The organism is Streptomyces sp. NPDC002851 (assembly GCF_053591935.1).
This window is the reverse complement of the sequence record NZ_JBSFUT010000002.1, coordinates 116924-137919: the sequence shown is the minus strand read 5'-3', so window position 1 is coordinate 137919 and position 20996 is coordinate 116924. Positions and strand designations below refer to the sequence as shown.

At 71.5% G+C, this 20996-nt stretch carries 18 protein-coding genes; 9 read left to right on the top strand and 9 right to left on the bottom strand.

Going from position 1 to position 20996, the window contains the following annotated elements:
* Positions 1 to 25: 25 nt before the first annotated feature.
* Positions 26 to 937 carry an SDR family oxidoreductase gene (locus ACWD10_RS02475; protein ID WP_451086135.1) on the bottom strand — a complete coding sequence of 304 codons (912 nt, stop codon included), beginning with the start codon at positions 935 to 937 and terminating at the stop codon, positions 26 to 28.
* An 85-nt stretch (positions 938 to 1022) separates the two neighbouring features.
* Between ACWD10_RS02475 and ACWD10_RS02470 the strand changes: the two genes are divergently transcribed.
* Positions 1023 to 1985 carry a cyclase family protein gene (locus ACWD10_RS02470; RefSeq protein WP_451086133.1) on the top strand — a complete coding sequence of 321 codons (963 nt, stop codon included), beginning with the start codon at positions 1023 to 1025 and terminating at the stop codon, positions 1983 to 1985.
* 267 nt (positions 1986 to 2252) lie between these two features.
* On the opposite strand, the gene ACWD10_RS02465 is transcribed toward ACWD10_RS02470, so the two are convergent.
* From ACWD10_RS02465 to ACWD10_RS02455, 3 genes are all read right to left on the bottom strand, one after another.
* Positions 2253 to 2708 (bottom strand): ATP-binding protein, encoded by a 456-nt coding sequence (locus ACWD10_RS02465; protein WP_451086131.1) that lies wholly within the window; start codon positions 2706 to 2708, stop codon positions 2253 to 2255.
* Between the two features lie 430 nt (positions 2709 to 3138).
* Complete coding sequence (locus tag ACWD10_RS02460; protein WP_451086129.1) at positions 3139 to 4143, bottom strand: acyl-CoA dehydrogenase family protein; 1005 nt, start codon at positions 4141 to 4143, stop codon at positions 3139 to 3141.
* A gap of 11 nt (positions 4144 to 4154) precedes the next feature.
* Complete coding sequence (locus tag ACWD10_RS02455) at positions 4155 to 5321, bottom strand: acyl-CoA dehydrogenase family protein (protein WP_451086127.1); 1167 nt, start codon at positions 5319 to 5321, stop codon at positions 4155 to 4157.
* Between the two features lie 206 nt (positions 5322 to 5527).
* On the opposite strand from ACWD10_RS02455, the gene ACWD10_RS02450 reads away from it, so the two are divergent.
* On the top strand, positions 5528 to 7096 hold the full coding sequence (locus ACWD10_RS02450) for a class I adenylate-forming enzyme family protein (RefSeq protein WP_451086125.1): 1569 nt from the start codon (positions 5528 to 5530) through the stop codon (positions 7094 to 7096).
* A gap of 172 nt (positions 7097 to 7268) precedes the next feature.
* Positions 7269 to 7790, top strand: a complete 522-nt coding sequence (locus ACWD10_RS02445) for an EF-hand domain-containing protein (RefSeq protein ID WP_451086123.1) — start codon at positions 7269 to 7271, stop codon at positions 7788 to 7790.
* Between the two features lie 50 nt (positions 7791 to 7840).
* On the opposite strand, the gene ACWD10_RS02440 is transcribed toward ACWD10_RS02445, so the two are convergent.
* Complete coding sequence (locus ACWD10_RS02440; RefSeq protein WP_451086121.1) at positions 7841 to 8215, bottom strand: STAS domain-containing protein; 375 nt, start codon at positions 8213 to 8215, stop codon at positions 7841 to 7843.
* A gap of 519 nt (positions 8216 to 8734) precedes the next feature.
* Here ACWD10_RS02440 and ACWD10_RS02435 point away from each other — a divergent pair.
* Both ACWD10_RS02435 and ACWD10_RS02430 read left to right on the top strand, forming a co-directional pair.
* Positions 8735 to 9319 carry a sigma-70 family RNA polymerase sigma factor gene (locus ACWD10_RS02435; protein ID WP_451086119.1) on the top strand — a complete coding sequence of 195 codons (585 nt, stop codon included), beginning with the start codon at positions 8735 to 8737 and terminating at the stop codon, positions 9317 to 9319.
* Positions 9316 to 10752 carry a zf-HC2 domain-containing protein gene (locus tag ACWD10_RS02430; protein ID WP_451086117.1) on the top strand — a complete coding sequence of 479 codons (1437 nt, stop codon included), beginning with the start codon at positions 9316 to 9318 and terminating at the stop codon, positions 10750 to 10752. The genes ACWD10_RS02435 and ACWD10_RS02430 overlap by 4 nt, the downstream gene beginning before the upstream one ends.
* Positions 10753 to 10913: 161 nt before the next feature.
* Here the strand turns inward: ACWD10_RS02430 and purU are convergent, their stop codons facing one another.
* The gene (purU, locus tag ACWD10_RS02425) at positions 10914 to 11786 is read right to left on the bottom strand and encodes a formyltetrahydrofolate deformylase (protein WP_451086116.1); all 873 of its coding nucleotides are present in this window, start codon (positions 11784 to 11786) and stop codon (positions 10914 to 10916) included.
* A 30-nt stretch (positions 11787 to 11816) separates the two neighbouring features.
* Entirely contained in the window at positions 11817 to 12260 is a 444-nt protein-coding gene (locus tag ACWD10_RS02420; RefSeq protein WP_451086523.1) for an SCO4402 family protein, read from the bottom strand.
* 171 nt (positions 12261 to 12431) lie between these two features.
* Between ACWD10_RS02420 and ACWD10_RS02415 the strand changes: the two genes are divergently transcribed.
* Entirely contained in the window at positions 12432 to 13763 is a 1332-nt protein-coding gene (locus ACWD10_RS02415; RefSeq protein WP_451086114.1) for an ABC transporter substrate-binding protein, read from the top strand.
* 128 nt (positions 13764 to 13891) lie between these two features.
* Here ACWD10_RS02415 and ACWD10_RS02410 read toward each other — a convergent pair whose 3' ends face one another.
* Complete coding sequence (locus tag ACWD10_RS02410) at positions 13892 to 15715, bottom strand: hypothetical protein (protein ID WP_451086112.1); 1824 nt, start codon at positions 15713 to 15715, stop codon at positions 13892 to 13894.
* Between the two features lie 239 nt (positions 15716 to 15954).
* Positions 15955 to 17337 carry a transcriptional regulator gene (locus ACWD10_RS02405; RefSeq protein WP_451086110.1) on the bottom strand — a complete coding sequence of 461 codons (1383 nt, stop codon included), beginning with the start codon at positions 17335 to 17337 and terminating at the stop codon, positions 15955 to 15957.
* 371 nt (positions 17338 to 17708) lie between these two features.
* Here ACWD10_RS02405 and ACWD10_RS02400 point away from each other — a divergent pair, with 371 nt between their 5' ends.
* From ACWD10_RS02400 to ACWD10_RS02390, 3 genes are all read left to right on the top strand, one after another.
* On the top strand, positions 17709 to 18374 hold the full coding sequence (locus ACWD10_RS02400) for a bifunctional DNA primase/polymerase (protein WP_451086108.1): 666 nt from the start codon (positions 17709 to 17711) through the stop codon (positions 18372 to 18374).
* A gap of 126 nt (positions 18375 to 18500) precedes the next feature.
* Complete coding sequence (locus tag ACWD10_RS02395) at positions 18501 to 19367, top strand: ABC transporter ATP-binding protein (RefSeq protein WP_451086106.1); 867 nt, start codon at positions 18501 to 18503, stop codon at positions 19365 to 19367.
* The gene (locus ACWD10_RS02390; protein WP_451086104.1) at positions 19364 to 20980 is read left to right on the top strand and encodes a transporter; all 1617 of its coding nucleotides are present in this window, start codon (positions 19364 to 19366) and stop codon (positions 20978 to 20980) included. The genes ACWD10_RS02395 and ACWD10_RS02390 overlap by 4 nt, the downstream gene beginning before the upstream one ends.
* Positions 20981 to 20996: the final 16 nt, after the last annotated feature.

Here is a 20996-nt window from a genome sequence, read left to right as displayed (position 1 = left end):
CTCCGGTTGGTGTGGGTGGCTCCCCCTACGCGTTCGGCCGATCCTTCTTCGCCGCCGCCTCCGCCATGGCCCTCAACCGGCCGAGCATCGGCATCGGATCCACCCCCACCGTCCCCGGCAGGAAGTCCGCGATCTTCTCCGGCGTCCACGAGCCCTCCGCGTACCCGGCCCGCAGCTCCCGCGGCTGCGCCCACACCGCGATCTTGGGTCCGGCGATCGTGTACACCTGCCCGGTGATCTCCTCGGCCTTGGCCCGGTCGCTGAGCAGGTAGACCACGAGCGCCGCGACGTCCTCCGGCTCCCCGATCTCCTTCAGCTCCATGGGAACGTTCGCGGACATCCGGGTCCGCGCGACGGGAGCCACGGCGTTCGCCGTCACGCCGTACTTGTTGAGGCCGAGCGCCGCGCTGCGTACGAGGGAGATGATCCCGCCCTTGGCCGAGGCGTAGTTGGCCTGGGCCACGGACCCCTGGTGGTTGCCGGACGTGAAGCCGATCAGCGTCCCCGTACCCTGCTTGCGCATCACCGCCGAGGCGGCCCGGAAGACGGTGAAGGTGCCCTTCAGGTGGGTGGCGACGACGGGGTCCCACTCCTCCTCGGACATGTTGAAGAGCATCCGCTCGCGCAGGATCCCGGCCACGCAGACGACCCCGTCGATCCGGCCGTACTCCGCGAGCGCGGTGTCCACGACCCGCTGCCCACCGGCCATGGTCGCGATGTCGTCCGCGACGGCGACCGCCTCGCCGCCCGCGGCCACGATCTCCTTGACCACCGACTCGGCGACCTCACTGGTGGGTTCGCCGCCCTCGATGGAGACGCCGTAGTCGTTGACCACGACCTTCGCGCCCTCGGCGGCCGCCGCGACCGCGACCGCCCGGCCGATGCCCCGGCCGGCGCCGGTGACGGCGACGACCTTGCCTGCCAAGAAGTTCCCCACGCCCGGCCCCTTCCCGCATTTTCTGACGGACCGTTAGATTTTACGGGTAGTCAGATACCGGAAGACAAGACCCCAGGAGGCCCGGATGTCATCGCCCCCGTCCGCACCCCAGTCCGCGCCCCCAGCCATGCCACCCGAGTTCCACGACATCGCCAAGCGCGTGAACAACTGGGGCCGTTGGGGCGCGGACGACGAGGTCGGCACCCTGAATCTGATCAATGACGAGGTCGTACGCCAGGCCGTCGCCGAGGTCGGAACCGGGCAGCGCGTACCCCTCGCCCTGCCGCTCAAGGAGGACGGGGTGCAGACCGGGATGATCCCGGGGCGGATCAACCCGTTCCACTCCATGGTCCAGATCAACCAGGAGCTCTTCGGCCCCGGCACCGTCGCGTGCAGCGACGACGCGGTGACGATGGGCCTCCAGGCGGCCACCCACTGGGACGCCCTGACCCATGTCTCGCACTCCGGGCTGCTCTACAACGGCCGCCCGGCGAACTCCGTCACCGCGCACGGCGGCGCCGAGTTCAGCGGCATCGACAAGGCGCGGCACATCGTCTCGCGCGGCGTGCTGCTCGACGTGGCCCGGGCCAAGGGCGTCGAGCGGCTGCCCGGCGACCACGCCGTCACGCCCGAAGACCTCGACGAGGCCGAGGAGTTGGCGGGTACGAAGGTCCGCGCGGGCGACATCGTGCTCATCCGCACCGGCCAGATCCAGGTCTATCTCGCCGGGGACAAGCACGGTTACGGCTATCCGTCTCCGGGGCTTTCGCTGCGGACGCCGGAGTGGTTCCACGCGCGCGATGTCGCCGCGGTCGCCAATGACACCCTGACCTTCGAGATCTTCCCGCCGGAGATCGAGAATCTGTGGCTCCCGGTGCACGCGCTCGACCTGGTCGAGATGGGGATGCTGCAGGGCCAGAACTGGCAGCTCGAAGAGTTGTCCACAGCCTGTGCACAGGAGTCGCGGTACGCCTTCCTGCTCTCCGCGATGCCCGAGCCGTTCGTGGGCGCAACCGGCACTCCGGTCGCTCCTGTCGCCATCCTGTGAGTCCGCGACCGGATCCTGTGAACCCCCGACCGGATTTCTAAACCACCGGAGCGGGTGTTGACGTGAAGTGGTCGCCTGATCACGCTGGTGGGGTGCGATGCGCCGTGAGGGGACGTCGAGGGCAACGGTGACGGGGCTGGCCTCGGCGAGTGCGCATCGGTTTCGGCGACCTGCTCCGTCAGGGCCTGGAGCAGCAGTTGGACGCCGGAGCGGTGGTGGCGCACAGTGCCGCGCTCGGGGTGACACGCGTGCGCCACCGCTCAACACTCATACCGCGCACACCGCGTCGACCGTCGCGCCGCGGTCCGCGGGACCGGGCTCGCAGCGGTCGACCTCGCACCAGATGCGCTTGCCCGCGCCCTCCGCCTGCCAGCCCCACCGGTCGGCGAGACCGTCGACCAGGGCGAGCCCACGGCCGTCCGTCGCGTCGCCCTCCGCGCGCCGGGGCCGGGGCGCCCGCGCGCTGCTGTCCGCGACCTCGACCCGTACCGTGCCCGGGCAGGACTTGGGCACCGGGGGAAGGTGGATGCGCAACACGGCGGGACAACCGGTGTGCACCACAGCGTTCGTGACGAGTTCCGAGATCAGCAGGACGAGCGTCTCGGCCAGCGGCTCGTCAACCTCTATTCCGGACCCGGCAAGCCGCGACCTGGCCCACCTCCGGGCTCGCCCCACCTCAGCGGGATCCGGCCGCACTTCCGTCTGAACTTGAAGCACCTGCACCGCTCACACCATCCGAACCGGCGGACACATCGCCTCGTGTCTGTTCGGAGTCACGGAACGTGATCTCCTTACGAGACAGCATGGTTGACGTACAGTCACCCCAACAAGCGCTTCGGGCATATTCCAGCGCGAAGGAGTACGCGTGCGGCATACTGTGCGACGCGCACCGAGGGGAGTCGAACACGAGGGCGCGGAGCCCCGCCGTGCCCGGCGAGTGGCGGGCATCGGCCGTCCCGGAGCCGCCTGGAAGGCAACCCCGGTATGGCTCGGTTCAAGAACCACTCGCATCCCACGGAGGGTACCGGAGTGCGGGCCCGACTCCGTGCCGTGACGTCTCACGCCTAGGACACAACCCGATATCGACCGTTCTTGGTCACTCTCTGCAGTAGCCGAAGGCAACGGTCAACAGCGGCCGACGCGGCTGTCCCCCTCACAACGCCGCCGCCAGCTCCTCCTCCGCCGCGGCCGCCGAGCCCGCCAGCTCGGCGCGTACCCAGGCCCGTTTGAGGTGCAGATGGACGTCCGCCTCCCACGTGAAGCCGATGCCGCCGTGCACCTGCAGACAGTCCCGGGCGTTGCGGACCGCGGCCTCGTCCGCGAGCAGCCCGGCGCCCGCGATCTCCACGGGGTCGCCGGTCACGGCGGCGGCGTACACCGCGCTGCGGGCGAGCTCGGCGCGTACCAGCAGCTGCGCGCAGAGGTGCTTGACGGCCTGGAAGGCGCCGATCGGTCGGCCGAACTGCTCGCGTTCGCGGGCGTATCGGACGGCCATCTCGCAGGTGCGGGCGGCGCTGCCGAGCTGCTCGGCGGCGAAGAGGAGCCGCGCCACGGGTTCGGGTCCCGCTCCCCCGACCCGTACCGTCGGCTCGGTTGCCGCACCTGGGGGCTGCGCCCCCAGACCCCCCTTTCGCCCCAGGGGGGTACCTCCCTGCTCGAACGAAGCTGAGAGCTTGGGGGAGGGGCTCGTCCTCAAACGCCGGACGGGCTGAGATTGCACCCGATGCAGCGGAGTCAGCGGGTCCACCGAGCGGACCGGCACAGCCCCCGACGCGTCCGCCCGTACGACATCCGCCGCGTCCAACCACGGCACGAGCGTGCCGTAGACGTCAGTCACCACCGTCTCCCCGGTCGCCGCCCCCTCGACCGCCCCGGCCGCGAGATGCGTGGCGACCAGCGGCCCGGGCAGGAGCACCCGCCCGGCCTCCTCGAAGGCCAACACCGCCTCGGGAAGCCCGAGTCCGACCCCGCCCTGCGCCTCCGGAAGACGCAGCGCGAAGAACCCGGCCTCGCCGAGTTCCCGCCACAGCTCCCGGTCGAGCACCGGCTCCCGCGCGTCCGCGAGCGCCCGCAGCGCCTCCCGCCCGAACCGGCCCTCAAGGAGCTCCCGTACGCCCGCCCGCAACGCTCGCTGGTCATCGTTCAGTTGAAAGTCCATGGCGGCCCGCCTCACCTCCCCTTCGGCAGGCCGAGGATGCGCTCGGCCACGATGTTCTGCTGGATCTGCGAGGTGCCCGCGGCGATGGTGTACGAGAGCGAGGAGAGCCGGTCCAGTGCCCACTCCTGGTCGAGGTCGAGGGAGCCCGCGCCCAGGACCTCGGCCGCCGCGTCGTACAACTCCTGCCGCGCATGCGAATAGCGCAGTTTGAAGACCGAGCCGCCGACGCCCGGAACCCCACCCGCCGCCGCCTGCGCCTCGCTCACATTCCACTGCGTGAGCCGCCACAGGGCCGTGAACTCGGCGTTCAGGCGGCCGAGTCGGCGGCGTAGGGCCGGGTCGTCCCAGCGGCCGTTCTTGCGGGCCTCGGCGGCGAGGCGGCCGAGGGTGCGGCGGCAGGCGACGACCTCGCCGACGAAGGCGGTGCCGCGTTCGAAGGAGAGGGTGACCATGGTGACGCGCCAGCCGTCGTTCTCGTCCCCGACCCGGTTGCCGACCGGCACCCGCACCTCGTCGAGGTGGAGCTCGGCGAACTCGGTCGAGCCTGCGAGGGTGCGCAGCGGCCGTACGGTGACGCCGGGCGCGTCCATGGGCAGGGCGAGCCAGGTGATGCCCCGGTGTTTGCGGTCCTTGGCGGCCTCCGGATCGGTGCGGACGAGGAGTTCGCACCAGTCGGCCACCTCGGCGTGCGAGGTCCACACCTTGGCGCCGCTGACGACGTACGCGTCCGAGTCGCGTACCGCCCGGGTGCGCAGCGCGGCCAGGTCGGAACCGGCGTCGGGTTCGCTGAAGCCCTGGCACCACACCTCCTCGCCGCGCAGGATCGGCGGCAGCCAGCGGCGCCGCTGCTCCTCGGTGCCCTCGGCCGCGATGGTGGGCCCGGCGTGCAGCAGTCCGACGAAGTTCGCGCCGACGTACGGGGCTCCGGCCCGCTCGGTCTCCTCCAGGAAGATCAGGTGCTGCGTCGGGGTCGCGCCCTGTCCGCCCGCGTCGGCGGGCCAGTGCAGGCCCGCGTACCCGGCCTCGTACAGCCTGCGCTGCCAGCCCAGGTCGTACGCCCGGCGCCCGGGCCAGTCGGCGGGGTCGGGGCGGGGCGGCAGCGTGGGCAGCACCCGCGCCAGCCACTCCCGCAGACGGGCCCGGAACTCCTCTTCCTCGTCCGTGTAGCTGAGGTCCATCGGCCGAGCCCCCCTTCTGATAGAGCGTCAGATCCGCTGAGCGGCACGAGGCTAACCCCCACACCCTGGACCGACAAGGCGCCCGGGCTTACGCTCTGCGGCACATCTGACGCATCGTCAGGAGACTGCCGGAGACCGCCGGAGACTCTTGGAGAACGTCGGAGAACGTCGGAGAACGTCGGAGACATCAGAAGCGGAGGCAGGGTATGAGCGATACCGCACACACACTCGGCGGCTCCCCCACGCTCTGGGAGCTCCTGCGGCGCAGGGCCGAACTGACGCCGGATCGCACGGTGTTGATCCAGGCGGAGCCGGACGCGCGCGACGATCGGACGCTGACCTTCGCCGCCCTGCGCGACCGCGCCGAGCGCGTGGCGGCGGGCCTGCACGAGAGGGGCGTACGCCCTGGGACGGTGGTCGCCTGGCAGTTGCCGACGCGTATCGAGACCGTTCTGCTGTCCATGGCGCTTGCCCGCCTGGGCGCGGTGCAGTCGCCCGTCATCCCGTTCTACCGGGACAAGGAGGTGGGCTTCGCGCTGCGCGCGTCGCGGGCGGAGTTCTTCGCGTCGCCGGGTGCGTGGCGCGGTTTCGACCATACGGAGATGGCGCGGCGGCTCGGTGCGCGCGGGGTCTTCGAGGCGTACGAGGGCCTGCCGGACGGCGATCCGTCGGTCCTGCCGTCCGCGCCCGAGGACGGGACCGCGGTGCGCTGGATCTACTGGACCTCGGGCACGACCTCGGACCCCAAGGGTGTGCTGCACACGGACCGTTCGCTGATCGCGGGCGGCTCCTGCCTGGCGCACGCGCTGCGTCTGACGGAGTCGGACGTCGGCTCGATCGCCTTTCCGTTCGCGCATATCGGCGGGCCCGACTACCTGGTCATGCTGCTGTTGTACGGGTTTCCCGCGGTCCTCTTCGAGAAGTTCGCGCTGCCGGACGCGCTGGACGGGTACCGGCGTCACGGGGTGACGACGGCGGGCGGCTCGACGGCGTTCTACTCCATGTTCCTCGCGGAACAGCGCAAGACGCCGGGCGAGAAGCTGATTCCGACGCTCCGCCTCCTGGCCGGGGGCGGCGCGCCGAAGCCGCCCGAGCTCTACCATGCGGTGACGGCGGAGATGGGTTGCCAACTCACCCACGGTTACGGCATGACCGAGGTCCCCATGATCACGATGGGTGCCCCCGACGACACGGTGGAGAACCTGGCGGCGACGGAAGGCCGTCCGCCCGAGGGCATGGAGATCCGCATCACGGACGCCGACGGCAAGCCGCTGCCGCCGAACACGGACGGTGAGGTCCGGTTGCGCGGCGAGGCGGTCTGCCAGGGCTATCTGAACGCGGATCCGTCCGCGTCCCCGTCCGCGGGGGCGGCGGAAGCGTTCGACACGGATGGCTTTCTGATTACGGGTGATTTGGGTCACTTGACAGCTTCGGGGCATCTTGTCCTGACGGGCCGGGTGAAGGACGTCATCATCCGTAAGGGCGAGAACATCTCGGCCAAGGAGATAGAAGATCTCCTCCATCAGCACCCCGCGGTCGACACGGCCGCCGTCATCGGCCTCCCGGACCCGGCGCGCGGCGAACGCGTCTGCGCGGTCCTGGAACTCCGCCCCGGCGCCGAGCCGTTGACCCTGACCGCCCTGACGTCGTATCTGCGTACCGAGGGTCTGTCGACACACAAGCTCCCGGAGCAGTTGGAGATCGTCGCCGAGATGCCTCGGAACGAAACCCTCCGAAAGATCCTCAAGTACAAGCTGCGGGAGCGGTTCGGATAGGCGAGGAACGCCGGAGACCACTGCCGCGTCCCCGATGTCGAGATTGTCGCGAGATTTCTTCGGTCTTGATACAAGGTGACGGGAGCGGGGCGCTGACGTGGTTCCGGGGCACGCAGGGACGTACGCTCCCTCGTGACCGTACGCATCCCCACTTGATCAGTGAGGCCGACAGATGGACAGCGCACAGTACGAGCGCAAGATCGCCGCTCGCTTCCAGAGCTTCGACCAGGACCGCAATGGCTACATCGACCGCGAGGACTTCAGCGCGGCAGCCAAGGCCGTCCTTGCCGAGTTCGGCGTAACGGCGCGGTGCGACAAGGGACAGACGCTGTTCGCGGGGGCCGAGGCGTTCTGGCAGGGCATGGCCGGGATCGCCGATGTGGACGGGGATCAGCGGGTGACGCGCGAGGAGTTCGTCACCGGTGCGGTGAAGCGGCTGCGGGACAACCCGAAGCGGTTCGCCGAGATCGCGCGCCCGTTCCTGCGGGCGGTACTCGGCGTCGCGGACGGTGACGGCCAGGGTTCGGCCACGCCGGAGGCGGCGGAGCGGGTCCTTCGGGTGTTCGGGGTCGAGCCGGAGCTGGCCCGCGCCACGGCCGGTGCGCTCGACGGCAACGGGGACGGGCGGATCTCGGAGGAAGAGATCCTTACGGCGTTCGCGGCGTACTTCACTACGCCGGACCCGGAGGCGTAAGCGCCTCACCGGGGCGTTCTCAGCTGCGGCCAGGGCCAGGCGGCGCCTGCTCAGGCGGAAAGCGGGGACGCCCCGTCATCCACCGCCGCAGCCGTGTCCGGGTACACCTCGAAGAGGCGGCGGACACCGAGGGCCGCGAGGACCCGGTTGACGTGCGAGCCGTCCTCGGCGCCCTGCGCGGGCAGGATCAGGCGCAGCCGGCCACGGCAGGAGCGGATCAGGCGGCGGGTCGCGATGAGCACGCCGACGCCGGAGGAATCACAGAACAGCACCTCGGAGAGGTCCAGGACCAGGCTGCGGCGGCCGTCCGCGACCGCGTCGTGCACGCGCTGGCGCAGTATCGGCGATGTCACCAGGTCCATCTCGCCGGAGATCCGGATGACGGCCCAGCCGCCCTGTTCGCCCTCGGTCACTTGGAGCGCCACTCGCCACGCCACCTCTCTTCGGTCTTCGGCCGGTACGCCGGTACGGACATCCGTACAAACATCCGCCGGTACGGACACGGGACAGCTTTGGCCGCATTTAGCCATATTCGGCCAGATCCGGAAGGCGTTCCTTCGCTTCCTTCATTCGCGGCTGCCCCACTGCACTCTGGTGAAACGCCCTCGTGAAACCCCGGAGAACGCGCGGAAGCCAACTCAGCGCATCCCGAACCCTTATCACGTATGCGCCGATTCGATCCAGGTCGCTCAGATTCGCACACCGCTGGATCCGGTTCCAGACCCGAATTCTCCGCGGAACGTGACGGATTCGCTACCATCCGCAGCCTCCACAGACCCCTTGTAGCTGTAAAGAGACGCAAACAGAAGTGCGTTGCGGGTGACTCCCCTTACATTCGATGGAGGGTCAAGTTCAGGGCAGGCAGCCAGGGCGCGCACGGCACGCCGTCGGAGCAAGGGCAGAGCAAGGTCAGAGCAGGGTCAGAGCAGGCAGGAGGGGGCCTCATGGCGAAGGACGCACCACCTCGCTGGGACCGCAGAATGCAGCAGCGCCTCGCGCACGGAGAGGCCGCCGCGCTCGGGGAGTTGTACGACCGCTTCGCCTCGCTCGTGCACAGCCTCGCCCACCGCGTACTCGGGGACGACGAGGCCGCCGACCGCGTCACGCGCGACGTGTTCGCCCACGTCTGGGAGAACCCCGAGGCGTACGACCCGAAACAGGGCTCGCTGCGCTCCTGGGTGGCCGGACTCACCCACCGGCAGGCCGTGCAGCGGCTCCGGCAGACCGAGACCGCGGCGCTCGCCGACCGCGGCGGCGCCGGGACCTCGGAGGAGCTGGAGCGCAAGGTGCGCCGCGCCTCCGCCGCCGCCCGCGCCGACTACATCGTGACGTCCATGCCCGCCCCGCTGCGCGCCGCGCTCGAACTCGCCTACTTCCAGCGCCGTGACTACCGGCAGGCCGCCGCCGACCTGAGCATCACCGAGGACGAGGCGCGCCGCCGCCTCCGGCTCGGCCTCCAGTTGCTCTCCACGGCCAACGAACAGCGGCCCGCGCCAGGCCCACCGCCGGGCTACGGGAGAGCTCTGTGAACGCCGACCGATTCGAGTTCGACGACGCCCACGAGCGGCCCGGGGGAGGTCCTGGGTCCGCGGACGGGTCCGGGCCCGGCTCCCCGGGCGGGCCCGCGGGCGGATCCGGCTCCGGGCCAGGTTCCGGATCAGGTTCCGGTTCGGGTTCCGGTTCGGGATCCGGGTCCCAGGGTGGCGGTTCCGGTGACGGGCCGCGTCGGGATCCGCTGATACCGCCGCCGCGGTCCTCGGTGGAGGACACCGGGCGCCCGCTGCCGCACCTCTCCGCGGCCGAGCTCGCCGCCGCCGCGGAGCCGGCCCCACAGCCACTGGCCCTCGAGCACAACGTCCTCAAGTCCCTGCTCGGCGCCTGGGCGTTGGCCGCCTGCTCCGCCGAAGAGGCCGCCGCCGTGGAGCTGCACCTCGGCACCTGCGGCGCCTGTGCCGAGGAGGCGCTGCGGCTGCGCGACGCCGTCGGACTACTGCACCCCGAGGAGAGCCTCGACCTCGACCCCGGGCTCCGCTCCCGGGTGCTCGCCGGTTGCCTCGGGCGGCGCCCGGCGCGGATACCGGTACCGGACTGGGCCGCGCCGTACGACGCCGAGACCGCGCGGCTCGACGCGCTGCTCCAGGACATCGGCGACGGCGAGTGGCACGCCCCGGTGCGCCTCAAGTGGTACGACCGCGACGAGGCCATGTCCCGCAGAACCACCGTCGCCGGGGTGATCGCCCACCTACTCAGCGTGGACGGCCTGGTCGCGCTCACCCTGGGCCTGGACGACCCGCTCGCCGCCACGGCCGACCCGGCAGCGGTCCGCGCGGCGGGCGGCTGCCCCGCGGCCCGCACCGAGGCGTACTGGTCGGCCTCGGACCGGCCACCGACACGCGCGATCCGGCTTCCCTGGCGCCAGCAGGGGCACACCATCGTGCGGACGGTGTCGTTCGCGGGGCGCAGCTCGGCCGAACTCTCCGTACCGTACGGCGACTTCTCGCTGCCCCTGCGTGACTCGCTGCTCGACCGGGCCTTCGGCTGCTGGGTGCACGCGGGCGACATCGCGGAGGCGGTGGACTATCCGTACGGACCGCCCGCGCCGAGACACCTGCACGGCATGATCGACCTCGCGGCCCGGCTCCTGCCCGGTGCCCTGGCCGAGCGCCGCCGTTCGGGGCTCGCACACCCGCCACGCCGGCTCGTCGCGGCCGGGTCGCCCGGGCGGAGCCTGCGCCTGGAGGTCGAGGGGCACGGCGGCGGGGAGTGGTTCATCTCCCTCGACTCGCCGGGCGCGGTCGGCTCCGCGGACCACGAGGTGGCCCATATCGCCCTCGACGGCGTGGAGTTCTGCCGTATCGCCTCCGGGCATATACCGCCGGATGACGCGGCCGCGGGTCAGAACGGAGACCGGGAGGCGATCAGGGACGTTCTGGCTGCTACGGCAGCGCTCAGCCGGATGTAGGGGTTGATCAAGGCCATCCGGCGCCCGTCCGGCGCCGGTCAGGCGTTTGCGACGAGGCCGCAGGCCGATGGCCGATGGCCGGGGTCTGGGGGCGCAGCCCCCTCACGCGGCGTCAGCCGCATATCGACACAGTCGGTGCCCGAGCCGACGGCACGGACCCGTTAGGCGAACACCACGGTCCGGCGCCCGTTCAGGAGCACCCGGCGCTCGCTGTGCCACTTCACCGCGCGCGCCAGGACCTGGCACTCCACATCGCGGCCGACCGCGACAAGGCCCTGCGGGGTGACGTCATGGCCGACCCGCTCGACCTCCTGCTCGATGATCGGGCCCTCGTCGAGGTCCGCCGTCACATAGTGCGCGGTCGCGCCGATCAGCTTCACGCCGCGCGCGTGCGCCTGGTGGTACGGCTTGGCGCCCTTGAAGCTCGGCAGGAAGGAGTGGTGGATGTTGATGATCCGGCCGCTCAGCGCCTTGCAGAGGTCGTCCGAGAGCACCTGCATATAGCGGGCCAGGACCACCAGCTCCACGTTCTCGGCCGCCTCGAGCTCCAGGAGCTGCGCCTCGGCCTGCGGCTTGTTGTCCTTGGTGACCGGGATGTGGTGGAACGGAATGCCGTACGAGGCGACGAGCTCCTCGAAGTCCGTGTGGTTGGAGACCACCGCCGCGATCTCCACCGGCAGCGCGCCGATCCGGGCCCGGAACAGCAGGTCGTTCAGGCAGTGCCCGAACTTGCTGACCATCAGGATCACGCGCATCCGCTCGTCGGCACGGTGGATCGCCCACTCCATCCCGAAGGCGTCACCGATGGCGGCGAAGCTCGCGCGCAGCTTCTCGACCGTGACCGGCGACTCGGCGGAGAAATGCACCCGCATGAAGAAGAGCCCGGTGTCGTGGTCCCCGAACTGCTGGCTGTCCTCGATGTTGCATCCGGTCATGAAGAGGTAGCTGGACACCGCGTGCACGATGCCCTGCTTGTCCGGGCAGGACAGGGTGAGGACGTACTGGTCGGGGACGGGCGCGGGCTGATGAGTCATGCCTTGCAGGATCCCATACCCCCGGGTCTCTCAGGACCGGGTCATGATCCGCAGCACCTCGAGCGTGTGGGGCCCCGCGTCCGGGTCCTCACCGTCACTCGTGGCGAGCCGGACGTGGGCGTCGCGGGCCGCGCGCACCGCCTCGGGCCAGCCCGGGTGGTCCAGATACGCGGAGACCGGCGCGTCCGGGCCGACCTCGTGCATGATCCGGAGCACCCGGAGCACGGCCACGTCGACGAGGGAGGCCTCCTGGGAGTCGCGGAAGATCGTGCCGACGTACTTCTCGGCGGACCAGTTGTCCAGCCAGGTGTCCTCGACCAGGCGGTACACGGCGTCCGTGACGTCTCCGTACCCGCCGACGCCCGCCAGCCAGACGCCCCGCTGGAAGTCCGGGTCGGAGAGCATGTGCAGGGCCGAGCGCACGTTGCTGCGCCAGCGCCACCACGGCATGTCGTTCAGAGGCATGCCGCCCATGGTGGGGGAGCGGCGGCCACGGCGGGAAGACTTCTCCGAGCTTTGCACGGTTGTCGATCGTACGTTCCCCACTTCGCCCGCACTGTCGCCCCCCGCAATTCACCTGTATGTCACCAGCTGTTCCCCGAAGTGAACTCAAGGGTTAGACGCGGCCCTGGATCGTAGCGGCACATGACCGCCCGGCGACGACGTACCAAGGCTCCACGCCCCCGTCCGCTCAAGACCGTCGCGCTCGCCGCGACCGCCTTGGCGATGTGCGCGGCCGTGGCGGTCGGCTGTGGGGTGATCCCGGGGACGTTCGGGGATTCCAAGGATCCCGTGACCGTCATGACCTGGTCCCCGCAGGACACCCGCGCGACGAACAAGCCGGGCATGCCCGCCATGGCCCAGGCGTACGCGCGCTGGGTGAACGCCAACGGCGGCATCCGCGGCCGGCAGCTGCGCGTACTCACCTGCAACGAGCAGAACGACTCGGTGGCCGCCGCGCGGTGCGCCCGGCGCGCGGTCAAGGAGAACGTCGTCGCCGTCCTCGGCTCCTACAGCCAGCACGGCCAGGCCTTCATGTCGCCGCTCGAAGCGGCCGGCATCCCCTACATCGGCGGCTACGGCCTCACTGAGACGGAGTTCCTCAGTCCGCTGTCGTTCCCCGTGAACGGCGGCCTGCCCGCGCTCCTTGCGGGCAACGGCGAGCAGCTGTCCCGCGTGTGCGACCGGGTCGCGCTCGTACGCCCGGACACGCTCGCCGGGGACCATCTGCCCGACCTGCTCAACGCGGGCCTCACGTCGGGACACCGGCGGCCTGCCGAGGACATCCGGGCGGCCGAGGACGCCGGTGACTTCACGACCCAGGCCGAGAGCGCACTGTCCGCAGTCGGTGCCGACCTCTCGACGGTGACCGCGCTCGGCCGCGCGGGGGCGGCGGAAAAGGCCCGTAAGGGCTGTGTGACGGTGTCGATGGGGGACCGCACGGACACGTTCTTCGACTCGTTCCGGCGGGTCCGCGAGGACTTCCAGCAGGTACGGACCGCGTCGGTGCTCGGCAGCGTCGACCAGACCTCCGTGGACCGCTCCGGCGGCAAGTCGGGCCCGTACGAAGGCGCGTATGTCACCGGCTGGTACCCGGTCGCGGACGACGCCCGCTGGGACCCGATGCGGAAGGTGATCCGCGAGCACGCCTTCGGCGACAGCCGGATCGACCCGGCGGACGCCGGGGTGCAGACCACGTGGATCGCGTACACGGTCTTCAAGCAGATCGTCGAGCACCTCGGCGACGGCGAGGTCAGCGCCCGTACGGTGACGCACGCGCTCGACGACGGGCTCCGGGTCGACACCGGTGGGCTCACGCCCAAGCTGAGCTGGCGCTTCGAGGACACCCTCGCCGTCCGCGACTTCCCCCGCCTCGTGAACGCGAACGTGACGTTCCAGGTCGTACGCGACGGCCGCCTTGTCGCTGCCCGCAAGAGCGCGGTGGACGTGTCACGGACGCTGGAACGCGGGGCGTAGTTGGCGGGGCGTGGTCAATAGCCCGTCCGGCGTTCGAGGACGAGCCCGCCCACCCGTCTCCCACCACCACCCTCAACCGAGGCGCTACGCGCCACCCCCTGGTCCAGGGGCGAAGGGGGCGCAGTCCCCTACAGCTGGATCGGCGTGTGCTTGGTCAGGGAGTACTTCTCGGCGATCGCGTTCCAGAGGCGGGCCGCCTCCTGCTTCGCCGTCGTGGCCGAGCCACTCGCCGCGATCGCGGCGGCGCGCTGGGGGGTGTTGCGGGCCTTGCCCTTCGGGCAGCCCTTCTTGCCTCCGACCTGGTCGGCCCAGGCCGCGAAGTGGTTGTCGGCCGAGGCGGACGACTTCCAGGCCTTGGTCAGGGAGGCCGTGAGGCGGTCGCTGTTCGGCAGCTGGTCCACGGAGAGCCGGGAGAGCCGGTCCACCAGGCCGTTGCGCTGCTTGGCGGCGTCCCGCAGATCCGCGGCGGCCTGGCCGAGGTTCTTGCACGCCTCGATGTTCTTGACCGCGTTGATCACCGACTGACGGCTGTTGTTGCTGTCCCCGAGCACCTTGTCCAGGGCGATCGCCTGCTCCTTGGCCGGATCCGCGGTCGGCGAGGCCGACTCGGACGCCGGGGCCGAATCGGACACGCTCTGCGTCTCGTCGCCGCCCTTCTTGTCCTCGCCGCCGCTGAGGCCGATCAGCGCTCCGGCCGTGATGCCGATGACGACGATGGCCGCGCCGGCCGCGGCGAACAGCACCTTCTTGCTGCTACGGCGGTCGTCGTCGTACCCCGCGTCCTGCGGCGCGTACTGCTGCCGGGGCGGCTCCTCGAACCGCGGCATCTGCTGGGTGGAGGAGGGTCCGCTGTCCCCGGGCTCGCTGCGGAAGAGGCTGTCGAACTCGGCGGGCGGCTGCCGGTCCCCGGGCGCACCCGGGCGTATGCCGTACGGGGCACCGGGCGGCGGGGCCGGGACCGGCGGGATGTGCTGCGTGGCCTCGGAGTCCGGCGAACCGGCACCCGTGGACGCCTGCGGCGCCTGCCCGGGCAGACGACCCAGGAACTGGGTGGCCTCGGCGGGCGCCTCCGGCGGAAGCGCGCCCGGGTGTCGGCTGTGCGCGCTCTCCGGGTTCTGCGCGTGCTGCGGATGCTGCGGATGCTGGGGCGGTACGGGGGGCATGTACTGGGTCGCCTCGGCGTCCGCGCCCTCGGGAGGTAGCGGACCGGCGCCGTTGGGGCCGTGGTCCGCCGCCGCTGCGACGGGCGGGGCGACGGGCGGCAGCGGGGCTCCGCCCGGCTGCTGCGGGGGCAGCGGGGCGGGCTGGTGCTGCTGGTTCTGCTGGTACTCGTGCTGCTGCGGGGGCAGCGGCGCGGACTCCTGCCGCTGCTGCGGCTCGGGCAGGTACGAGGGGGCACCCCCGGCGGGCGGGAGCTGAGCCGAATCCGGCTGCTGCTGGTACGGGGCAGACTCCGGCTGCTGCGCGTACGGGCCCGGGAACGGCGTCGCCTCCGGTTGCTGCTGCGGTGCCTGCGCGTACGGCGGAGTCTCCGGCTGCTGCTGCGGCGGGTACGGGGCCGACTCAGGCTGCTGCGCCTGCGGATACGCAGGCATCTCAGGCTGCTGCGACTGCGCGTACGGCGGGGTCCCGGGCTGCTGCTGCCCCTGCGCGTACGGCGGCGTCTCCGGCTGCTGCTGCGGATACGCAGGCGCCGAACCCTCGGCCCCCTGCCCCCACGCCTCGCCCTGGGCGTAGCCCCCGGGCGCGGGCTGCGGGGGCTGTTCCGCGCCCGGAGCGGTCTGGGGTCCCCAGGGCGTGCCCCAAGGTGAGCCGCCCGCCGGTACCGTGCCGTCCGTACCGTAGGTGCCCGGCATCAAGGGGTCGCCGCCGTCGGCGGGCAGCACGACGCCCTCGTGGGCGGGCCGCGCCGCGGGGAGCTGTGGCTCCTCGCCCTGTCCGCTCTGCGTCACCGGGACTCCTACGAATGGGGGACCTACGGAATCGTCGGCTCACGCTACCGGGTCCCCCAGGAGAGGTGCTACGCAGCATCTCAGCGCCTCATGCTCCCCTTTACTTTCCGGCACTCTGCGCCTCGATCACGGCCGTACAGAACGACAGTTAAGGGGACATAGGGGGTGCGTGGCGGTGTGTGGCGGTGCATAGCTGTCGTGTCCGGCCCGCCGCCGTGTCTCGACTCACGGACACCGGCTCACGCCGCCCGCACCTCCAACCGCGCCCCGAACTCCCGTACCGCCCGCTCGTCCCGGAACGGCTCAAGGCGGCCCTGGAAGTCCTCCAGGTACTCCGCCCCGCGGTTGGAGCGCACCGTGCCGAGGAGTTCCACCGCGCGCGTGCCGGTGTGGCACGCCTGCTCAAGCTCGCGCTGCTGCACCTGTGCCGTGGCGAGCAGCACGAGGCCGATCGCCCGGCGCCTGGCGCGGCTCTCCGGGTGGCCGTCGAGGGACTCCTGTGCGGCCCGTGCCGCCGCCTCCGCCTGGCCCAGGTCGCGGTGGCAGTGGGCCAGTTCGTCGGCCAGGTACGCCGCGTCGAAGTGGCGGATCCACACCGGGTCGTCGTCGGCCGCGGCGTCCGCGCGGTCCATCGCGGCCCGCGCCCGCGACGCGGTCTCCTGGGTGGCCCGGGCGTCCCCGAGCAGTGCGTGACCGCGGGCCTCGGCGGCGTAGAACATCGACTCGGCCCGTGGCGTGACCCGCCCGCGCGCACCCTCCTGCGCGGCCTTCGCCAGTTGCGCGATCTCCCGGGGGTTGCCGAGCTGCGCGGCGAGGTGGCTCATCGACGCGGCCAGGACGTAGCCGCCGTATCCGCGGTCCCCGGCGGCCTGGGCGAGCCGCAGGGCCTGGATGTAGTAGCGCTGCGCGAGCCCGGGCTGGCCGGTGTCGACCGCCATGTACCCCGCGAGCTCCGTCAACCGCGCGACCGCGGCGAACAGTTCGCGCCCCACGGACTCCCGGTACGAGCCGCCGAGCAGCCCGGAGACCACGGAGTTGAGGTAGTGCACCACGACCGGTCGGACGTGCCCGCTGCCGAACTGGTGGTCGAGCTGCACCAGCGCGTCGGTCATCCCGCGTACCGCCGCCACATCGGCCAGGCCCACCCGCTGCCCCGCCGTCCGGGCCACCTGGCTGTCCATGGCCGTGATCAGCCAGTCGCGGCTCGGCTCGACGAGCGCGGACGCGGCGACCGTGGAGCCGGAGAGGAAGTCCCGCCGCCCCACGTCGCTGCGCCACAGCTCGCAGACCTGCTCGATGGCGCCGAGCACGGTGGGCGAGAACTGGAGGCCGACGCCCGAGGCGAGATTCTTGCCGTTGGCCATGCCGATCTCGTCGATGGTGACCGTACGGCCCAGCTTGCGGCCGAGGGCCTCCGCGATGATGGCTGGTGCCCGGCCGCGCGGCTGCTGTCCGCGCAGCCAGCGGGCGACGGACGTCTTGTCGTAGCGCAGATCGAGCCCGTGCTCGGCGCCGCACATGTTCACGCGGCGGGCCAGGCCCGCGTTGGAACAGCCGGCTTCCTGGATGAGCGCCTGCAACCGTTCGTTCGGCTGCCGTGCGACGAGTGGCCGTGCGGCCATGGCGTACCCCCTGTGTGCGCCGGTGAAGAGCATCCCTGCTGATCACTGCCCAGCAGCGAATACGAAAATGCGGGATATAGCAGACATGATCGGGCATGCGGGAACTCCCCTCCCCTGCCCGGGAGTTGCCGATTGCACCCCGTACTTCAGTACTGCCGTAGTGCTGTACGCGAGACGGTCGTGGAGGCGTGTCGGCGAGCGGCCTGCCAGCGCGGTCGCCGGCTCCACCTACCTGGCTACCCCACCCCGGTCGTCAATCCGCATGCGCGCCCCCGCCCATGCACCCATGCGCCCCGCGTGCAGGTGTAATGCGCGGGAAGGGCGCATTGCCGTCCCCGTAACCCTGGGTGAGGGCCGAAGTTGAGCTCTGCGTGGAAGAGACCATCGGAGTCACCGGAGCGCAGATCCCCAAGCAGCGCGGAGACAGGCTGCTCGACACCGCCGTGCGGTATGCCGAGGAACGCCATTGGGACGTGTTCCCCGGCACCTGGCTGGAGGCCCACGACGACGCGAGCGGTGTGGAGCGCTGCTCCTGCAACGACAGGGAGTGCGTCCTGCCCGGCGCGCACCCGGCCCGCGAGGACTGGGCGACCCAGTCGACCGGCAGCGCCACCGTGGCCCGCCGGATGTGGAGCAAACAACCGCGGGCGTCGATCCTGCTGCCCACCGGCCGCACGTTCGACGCGCTCGACGTACCCGAGACCGCGGGCTTCCTCGCGCTCGCCCGGATGGAGCGGATGAACCTGACGCTCGGCCCGGTCACGCTCACACCGAACCGCCGGATGCAGTTCTTCGTCCTTCCCGGCGCCGCGGTCAAGGTGCCCGATCTCGTACGGAAGTTGGGGTGGGTCCCGGCCTCGCTCGACCTGCGGGCGCTCGGCGAGGGCGACTGGGTGGCGGCCCCGCCGACCCGCTTCGGCTCGCAGGGCTCGGTGCAGTGGGCCCGCCGCCCCACGCCCGCGAACCGGTGGCTCCCGGACGCGGAGGAGCTGGTCAGCTCACTGGCGTATGCGTGCGGCCGGGACCGGCGGCGGTAGCGGTTCTTCTCGTCTTTCGCCGCCGCACGCCTCCGATGGTTTGCCGCCGTACGCCCCCTATGTTCAGGCCGTATCGTGGCCGGGACCATACGGGGTTACGGGGTGAACGAAAGGCGGGCGGCGCCGATGCCAGCGGAAGCGGTACGGGTCGAGGGGCTCTGGAAGAGGTTCGGGGAGCAGGTCGCGGTCGCGGGGGTCGATCTCGCCCTGCCCGCGGGCAAGTTCATCGGCCTGGTCGGGCCGAACGGCGCCGGCAAGACGACCACCCTGTCCATGGTCACCGGACTGCTCCGCCCCGACCACGGCAGGGTGGAGGTCGTCGGCCACGACGTCTGGCGCGACCCGGCGGAGGTCAAGGCCCGGATCGGCGTACTCCCGGAGGGACTCCGGCTGTTCGAGCGGCTCTCCGGGCGCGAACTGCTCGCGTACACCGGCAGGTTGCGCGGGCTGCCCGGCGGCGAGGTCGACAAGCGGGCCGGGCAGCTGCTCGACATACTCGATCTGGCCGGGGCGCAGCACAAACTGGTCGTGGACTACTCGACCGGCATGCGCAAGAAGATCGGGCTCGCGGCGGCGCTCCTTCACAACCCCGAAGTGCTGTTCCTGGACGAGCCGTTCGAGGGCGTCGACCCGGTGTCGGCGCAGACGATCCGCGGCGTCCTGGAGCGTTACACCGGCTCCGGCGCCACGGTCGTCTTCTCCTCGCATGTGATGGAGCTGGTCGAGTCGCTCTGCGACTGGGTCGCGGTGCTTGCCGCCGGGCGGATCCGGGCGCATGGAACGCTCGACGAGGTGCGCGGGGACGCGCCGTCGCTGCAGAGCGCGTTCCTCGAACTGGTCGGCGCGGGCGGCCGGGACACCGGGGAGCGTCTGGACTGGCTGGGCAACGGCGGCAGCCGCTCCGGCGGGCCCGGGGCTTCGGACACGTCGGAGGCCGGGGCTTCGGGCGCGTCGGGGGCCGGGGCTTCGGGCGCGTCGGGGGCCGCGCGATGAGCGCTCCCGCCGCCGCGGCGGCGTCCCTGGGCTCGCTCACCGGGACCTTCGTACGCCTGAAGCTGTCGCTCCTCCGCAATGGCCTGCGCCAGTCCGCGGGCCGCCGGTTCGCGTATATCGCCTCGGTCGTTCTGACGCTGCTCTTCGCCGTCGGGCAGCTGCTCGGCCTCATCGCGCTGCGCGGCCATGCGCATGCCGCCTCTGTGGTGGTGCTGCTCGTCGGGCTTCTCGCGCTCGGCTGGGCGGTGATGCCGCTGTTCTTCCCCAGCGGCGACGAGACCCTCGACGCCTCCCGGCTCGTGATGCTGCCGCTGCGGCCGCGGCCACTGGTGCGGGCGCTGCTTACGGCTTCGCTCGTCGGGTTCGGGCCGCTGTTCACGCTCTGCCTGGCGCTCGGCTCGGTGATCGCGGTGGCCCGCGGGGCGGCGGCCGCGGTCACGGGTGTGGTCGCGGTCGTGCTCACGCTGCTGCTCTGCGTGGCCCTGTCCCGGGCCGTGGCGACGGCCAATATCCGACTCCTTACCAGCCGCAAGGGCCGTGATCTCGCGGTGCTGAGCGGTCTGGTGATCGCCGTGGGCGCGCAGGTGATCAACTTCGGGGCGCAGCGGCTCGGCCGCGCGGGCGGGCTCGCCCCGCTCGATCCGGTGGCCGAGGTGGTGCGGTGGTTCCCGCCGGCGTCCGCGCTCGGCGCCGTGGACTCGGTGGGTCGGGGTGCGTACGTCACCGGGCTCGCCCAACTCGCCCTGGCCGCCGCCGCCCTGGTGGCCCTGCTCGCGTACTGGCAGCGGGGCCTGAGTCGGCTGATGACGGCGCCGGACGGTTCGACGCTCCAGGCCGCGGAGCCGACCCGGGACCGGGCGCGGGCGCACGGGCTCGCGCGCCTGCTGCCCAGCGGGCGCACCGGCACGGTGATGGAGCGCAGCCTGCGCTACATCTGGCGGGATCCCAAGACCAAGGCGGCATGGGTTACTTCGCTCGCGATCGGGCTGATCGTGCCGCTGTTCAACGCCCTGCAAGGCACGGGCTCGGTGTATTTCGCGTGCTTCGCCTCCGGGATGCTCGGCATTCTGATGTACAACCAGTTCGGGCAGGACACCTCGGCGTTCTGGATGGTCGCGATGACCATCGCGTCGCCGCGTGACGCGTATGTCGAACTGCGCGCGCGGGCTTATGCGTTGATGGTCGTGACGGTTCCGTACGCCACCTTCGTGGCCGTCCTCACGACGGCCGTGATCGGCGACTGGGGTGCCCTCGCGGAGGTGCTCGGGCTGTCCTTCGCGCTGCTCGGGGCGATGCTGGCGACCGGTGCGTGGTCCTCGGCCCGATTCCCGTACTCGATTCCGCAGGAGGGTCACAAGAACGTGGCGCCGGGGCAGGCGGGGCTCGCCTGGATCTCCATCTTCGGCGGCATGGTGGCGGCCGCGCTGCTCTGTGCGCCGCTGCTCGCGCTGACGATCTGGCTCCATGTGGCGGGCGCTACGGGCTCGTTGTGGCTGCTCCTTCCGGTCGGGATCGCGTACGGCTGGGCGGTCACCCTGGGCGGGCTGCGGCTCGCGGCGCCTCGGGTGGCGGGACGGCTGCCGGAGATCCTGGCGGCGGTGAGCCGGGGGTGAGGCCCTGACCCGCCTG

Bases quoted from the DNA above. Each gene is read 5' to 3' on its own strand.
- ACWD10_RS02470 (WP_451086133.1), top strand. From the start codon at position 1,023: ATGTCATCGCCCCCGTCCGCACCCCAGTCCGCGCCCCCAGCCATGCCA.
- ACWD10_RS02460 (WP_451086129.1), bottom strand. From the start codon at position 4,143: ATGGACTTTCAACTGAACGATGACCAGCGAGCGTTGCGGGCGGGCGTA.
- ACWD10_RS02455 (WP_451086127.1), bottom strand. From the start codon at position 5,321: ATGGACCTCAGCTACACGGACGAGGAAGAGGAGTTCCGGGCCCGTCTG.
- ACWD10_RS02450 (WP_451086125.1), top strand. From the start codon at position 5,528: ATGAGCGATACCGCACACACACTCGGCGGCTCCCCCACGCTCTGGGAG.
- ACWD10_RS02445 (WP_451086123.1), top strand. From the start codon at position 7,269: ATGGACAGCGCACAGTACGAGCGCAAGATCGCCGCTCGCTTCCAGAGC.
- ACWD10_RS02435 (WP_451086119.1), top strand. From the start codon at position 8,735: ATGGCGAAGGACGCACCACCTCGCTGGGACCGCAGAATGCAGCAGCGC.
- purU (WP_451086116.1), bottom strand. From the start codon at position 11,786: ATGACTCATCAGCCCGCGCCCGTCCCCGACCAGTACGTCCTCACCCTG.
- ACWD10_RS02420 (WP_451086523.1), bottom strand. From the start codon at position 12,260: ATGGGCGGCATGCCTCTGAACGACATGCCGTGGTGGCGCTGGCGCAGC.
- ACWD10_RS02415 (WP_451086114.1), top strand. From the start codon at position 12,432: ATGACCGCCCGGCGACGACGTACCAAGGCTCCACGCCCCCGTCCGCTC.
- ACWD10_RS02405 (WP_451086110.1), bottom strand. From the start codon at position 17,337: ATGGCCGCACGGCCACTCGTCGCACGGCAGCCGAACGAACGGTTGCAG.
- ACWD10_RS02395 (WP_451086106.1), top strand. From the start codon at position 18,501: ATGCCAGCGGAAGCGGTACGGGTCGAGGGGCTCTGGAAGAGGTTCGGG.
- ACWD10_RS02390 (WP_451086104.1), top strand. From the start codon at position 19,364: ATGAGCGCTCCCGCCGCCGCGGCGGCGTCCCTGGGCTCGCTCACCGGG.